At 69.1% G+C, this 3,957-nt stretch carries 4 protein-coding genes, 1 tRNA gene and 1 pseudogene; 4 read left to right on the plus strand and 2 right to left on the minus strand.

All coding sequences use genetic code 11. The annotated features are described in order from the left end of the window. Nucleotides 1-313: 313 nt before the first annotated feature. Together BGN95_RS10200 and BGN95_RS10205 are read right to left on the minus strand one after the other, a co-directional pair. Nucleotides 314-400: transfer RNA gene (locus BGN95_RS10200), tRNA-Leu, on the minus strand. 251 nt (nucleotides 401-651) lie between these two features. Next, nucleotides 652-1,410, minus strand: coding sequence for an MJ0042-type zinc finger domain-containing protein (locus tag BGN95_RS10205; protein ID WP_179512931.1), 759 nt, complete (start codon nucleotides 1,408-1,410; stop codon nucleotides 652-654). Nucleotides 1,411-1,568: 158 nt separating this feature from the next. Here BGN95_RS10205 and ftsE point away from each other — a divergent pair, with 158 nt between their 5' ends. From ftsE to BGN95_RS10225, 4 genes and pseudogenes are all read left to right on the plus strand, one after another. Further along, entirely contained in the window at nucleotides 1,569-2,273 is a 705-nt protein-coding gene (ftsE, locus tag BGN95_RS10210) for a cell division ATP-binding protein FtsE (protein ID WP_265271155.1), read from the plus strand. Between the two features lie 2 nt (nucleotides 2,274-2,275). Next, on the plus strand, nucleotides 2,276-3,151 hold the full coding sequence (locus BGN95_RS10215) for a cell division protein FtsX (protein ID WP_265271157.1): 876 nt from the start codon (nucleotides 2,276-2,278) through the stop codon (nucleotides 3,149-3,151). Beyond that, nucleotides 3,148-3,681: a YdcF family protein gene (locus tag BGN95_RS10220; RefSeq protein ID WP_179512928.1), complete on the plus strand. Its 534-nt coding sequence runs from the start codon at nucleotides 3,148-3,150 to the stop codon at nucleotides 3,679-3,681. Before BGN95_RS10215 ends, BGN95_RS10220 begins: the two co-directional genes overlap by 4 nt. Continuing rightward, nucleotides 3,678-3,957: pseudogene (locus BGN95_RS10225) on the plus strand (1-acyl-sn-glycerol-3-phosphate acyltransferase); the annotation flags it as partial. The gene BGN95_RS10220 and the pseudogene BGN95_RS10225, both read left to right, overlap by 4 nt.

Raw genomic sequence — 3,957 nt, forward strand, 5'->3', positions numbered from 1 at the left:
TCATACGCCGAACACCCGGATCTACGCCCCTCCCCCATCGGGATCGGCATATCTTTTATCACGACGGACCACCCCGTTGATCCCACCTGTTGCCGCCGGACATAGCCAAAACTGTCCCGGATTGCGACAATTTAATAAGATTTGCGGTAAACGGTTGTCTTGTTCGCTGCCGGACTTTGCGACGAAAATGGTTAACATTTCGCTTGGCGCGCGCGAGTCGCGCCGGCGCCTTCCCGATCCCGGAAAGGCGCCGATTCTGCGAAGTTTATGAAAGGCCCCTTGCGGGGCGATCCCGGCCGGTCAGGCGGGATATTGGTGCGGTCGAGAAGACTCGAACTTCCACGTCCTTTCGGACACAACGACCTCAACGTTGCGCGTCTACCAGTTCCGCCACGACCGCACGTGATGTCTACCGGGCGGGCCCGGCGACTGGCAGGACGGCGCCCCTAGCAAAGCCCTACGGGGCTGGCAATGCCCCAGCGAAAGATTTGATCTTGGTTTGTTTAGAAATGACGCTTTGGGTCAGTCGCGCGGCGCCGGCCCGCTTCTCCACCCGACGTCCGATCAGGATATGCTCGTGGGAGGACGGGTGGGGGAGCGGGCCGGCGCCGTAAATGCGGCGAAGCTGCATTTGCCCAACAGCGGAATCACCTATTTCGCGTTCTCGCCGACGAAGCTCAGCTCGAGCCGCTTCGAATTGGCCGGCACGTCCAGCTTGGCCGAATTGAAATCGATCGATCCCTTGGGGCCGAGCGAACGCTGCTGCGGGGTGATCGTCCAGCTGAACACGATCCGGCCCTTGGCATCGCGCAGGTCGGCGCGGATGTCGGGGACGCGCTGGCGGGTGTCGGACGGGTTGAGCACTTTGCCCGAAATCGCGAACAACTCGCTGCCATTGGCCATCTCGCGCCGCTCGATCGGATTGTCGACCAGCCGCAGCGGCGATTCGCCGGGGCCGAACGACAGCCCGAGCTGCTGCGCGAGCCCCGGCGCGCTCATCCAGATGATCGCCGCCACCGCGACGAGCATCAGCACCCCGGCGGCAACCGCCGCGATCGTCCAGCGGCGCGATTGATCGCGGCGCGGGCGGAACGGCGGGCGGTGCGCGAAGGCGTCGTAATCGGGCGCGGCCACCGGGGACGGCGGCGGGGCGACCTCCGCCGGCTGGGGAATACCGGCGAGCGGCGCAGGCGGGGCGGGGGGGGCAGGCGGCGCGGCCTCGGCCGCCGAAGCCGCGGGCGAGATAACGGGCGCCGGCGCGGGGGCCTGCGCCTCCTCGATCGCCTGCGCGCTCGGCTCCTGGAACCAGCTGTGACGGCAATTGGCGCAACGCACGACGCGTCCGGTCAGCCCGATTGCGCTGTCGGGGACCAGATAGCGGGTGCGGCATTCGGGGCATTCGAGGATCATGTCGCGACAACCGCTTGCGCTGGGCTTGAATCCGTGAATCTAAACACGCTCAGCGCGTCGCTGGCAAGCGATGAGTGTCGGTAACGCGGCCTTGAAGCGATGCCCTGCGTCGTGCGATGGCGAAGCCGATGATGGGGTAGGGCGGAACGGCGCCGGCAATGGCGAATATCGTGCAGTTCGAAAATGTGGGGCTGCGCTACGGCACCGGCCAGGAGACGCTGTCCGACATCAGCTTCACGCTGGCGAGCGGCGCTTTCTACTTCCTCACCGGGGCGAGCGGGGCGGGCAAGACCTCGCTGCTCCGCCTGCTCTATCTCGCGCAGCGCCCGAGCCGCGGGATCATCCGGTTGTTCGGCGAGGATGCGGTGACGATGCCGCGCAGCCGCCTCCCCGGATTCCGCCGCCGCATCGGGGTGGTGTTCCAGGATTTCCGGCTGATCCCGCATCTCTCGATCGCCGACAATATCGCCTTGCCGCTGCGCGTCGCCGGGGTGCCCGAGGCGGACGTCGCCGGCCCGGTCAGCGAGATGCTCGCCTGGGTCGGGCTGGGCGACCGCGGCGGCGCGCGTCCCGCGACGCTGTCGGGCGGCGAGCAGCAGCGCGTCGCGATCGCGCGCGCGGTGATCGGACGGCCCGAGATCCTCGTGGCCGACGAGCCGACCGGCAACGTCGATCCCGAGATGGCCGAGCGGCTGTTATTGTTGTTCGACTCGCTCAACCGGCTGGGGACGACGGTGCTCGTCGCGACCCACGATCTGCACCTGCTCAATCGCGTGAGCGAGGCGCAGATGATGCGGCTCGATCGCGGGCGGCTGCAGGATCCGACCGGGCTGCTGCGCAATCCCCCCGCGCGGCGCGATTGACGATGGCAGCGTCGACCGCCCGGTTGCTCGACAATGCGCGCGACGGACGCGCGATGAGCTATGTGATCGCGATCATGCTGTTTCTGACGGTGCTCTCCGCGGCGATGGGGCTGGCGACGCGCAATGCGGCGGGGGCGCTCGAGCGCGCGATCGCAGGGCGGCTGACCGTCCAGCTGACCAGCGGCGCGCCCGATGCGCGCGCGGCGCTGGCGGCGCGGCTCGCGGCGCGGCTGCGCGCGACGCCGGGGGTGACGCGGGTCGCCCCGGTGAGCCGCGCCGCGCTCGCCGACCTGCTGCGGCCGTGGTTGGGGGCGGAGGCCAATGACGCCGATCTGCCGCTGCCCGCGATGATCGACGTCGATCTCGCCGACACCGCGCCCGCGACGCTCGCCCGGGTGACCGCGGCGGTGCGCGGGGTGGCGCCGGCGGCGCGGATCGACGCGCATGCCAGCTGGATGGCCTCCGTCGCCGGGATGCTGTCGTTCGCGACCTGGCTGGGCCTGGGGCTGGTCGCGCTGATGGCAACCGCGACCGCGACGGTGGTGGTCGTCGCGGCGCGCGCCGGGCTCGACGCGCATCGCGCAACGATCGAGGTGATGCATATGCTCGGCGCGACCGACGTGCAGATCGCGCGGCTGTTCCAGCGCCGCATCGCGCGCGATGCGCTGGTCGGCGGCGTGGCGGGCGGCGCGGCGGCGCTGGCGACGGTGGCGCTGATCGGCGCGCGCGCGTCGGGGCTCGGGTCGGAATTGCTCGGCGGCGCCGGGCTGGGGGCGGGGGCGTGGCTGATGCTCGCGCTGTTGCCGCTCGTCTTCGCTTTGCTGGCGATGCTCGCCGCGCGGATCGCGGTGACGCGTGCGCTGGGGCGCATCTTATGATCAGCCGGCTGATCGGATTGATCGCGGTGGCATGGGGGCTGGGCTTCGCAGCCTTCACGCTGCTGCTCGCCCAGCCCTCGGATGTCGCGCGGACCGATGCGATCGTCGTGCCGACCGGCGGGGCGGGGCGGATCGCGCGCGGGCTGGCGCTGATCGAGGAAAAGCGCGCGACGCGGATGCTGGTCACCGGAGTGGCGCCGGGGGTGAGCAAGAGCGATCTCGCCGACGTCTTCGGTCATGCCGCGGCGATCGACTGCTGCGTCGATCTCGGGCGGCAGGCGGTCGATACGCGTTCCAACGCCGAGGAGACCGCCGGCTGGGTGCGGCAGCATCACTATCGTTCGGTGCGGCTCGTCACCTCCGACTGGCATATGGCGCGCGCGCGGATGGAATTGCATGCCGCGCTCGACGACGATGCGGTCATCGTCCGCGACGGCGTCTCGACCGAACCACGACTGAGGCAATTAGTGAACGAATACAATAAGTTGATTCTACGCCGCATCGTATTGTGGCTGGGCGTCGGCAAATGAGCGACTGGCTGCGGACGATCGCGTTTCGTACCTTCTTCTACGCGGTATCGGTGCCGATCGTGCTGCTCGTGCCGCTCGTCGCGCTCGCCGGGCAGCGCGCGATGATCGGCTATGCGCATTTCTGGGCGAGGGTCCACCGCTGGGCGATGCGCACGATCCTGGGGATCGAGAGCCGGGTGGAGGGGGCGGTGCCGCGCGGGCAGTTTCTCTACGCCGCCAAGCATCAGGCGATGTACGAGACGCTCGAGCTGCAGCTGATCCTCGACGGCCCGGCGA

Source organism: Sphingomonas sp. 66-10, from assembly GCF_001897045.1.
Taxonomy (GTDB): domain Bacteria; phylum Pseudomonadota; class Alphaproteobacteria; order Sphingomonadales; family Sphingomonadaceae; genus Sphingomonas; species Sphingomonas lycopersici.

Coding starts and splice junctions, on each gene's coding strand:
- BGN95_RS10220 (WP_179512928.1), top strand. CDS start 3,148: ATGATCAGCCGGCTGATCGGATTGATCGCGGTGGCATGGGGGCTGGGC.
- BGN95_RS10215 (WP_265271157.1), top strand. CDS start 2,276: ATGGCAGCGTCGACCGCCCGGTTGCTCGACAATGCGCGCGACGGACGC.
- ftsE (WP_265271155.1), top strand. CDS start 1,569: ATGGCGAATATCGTGCAGTTCGAAAATGTGGGGCTGCGCTACGGCACC.
- BGN95_RS10205 (WP_179512931.1), bottom strand. CDS start 1,410: ATGATCCTCGAATGCCCCGAATGCCGCACCCGCTATCTGGTCCCCGAC.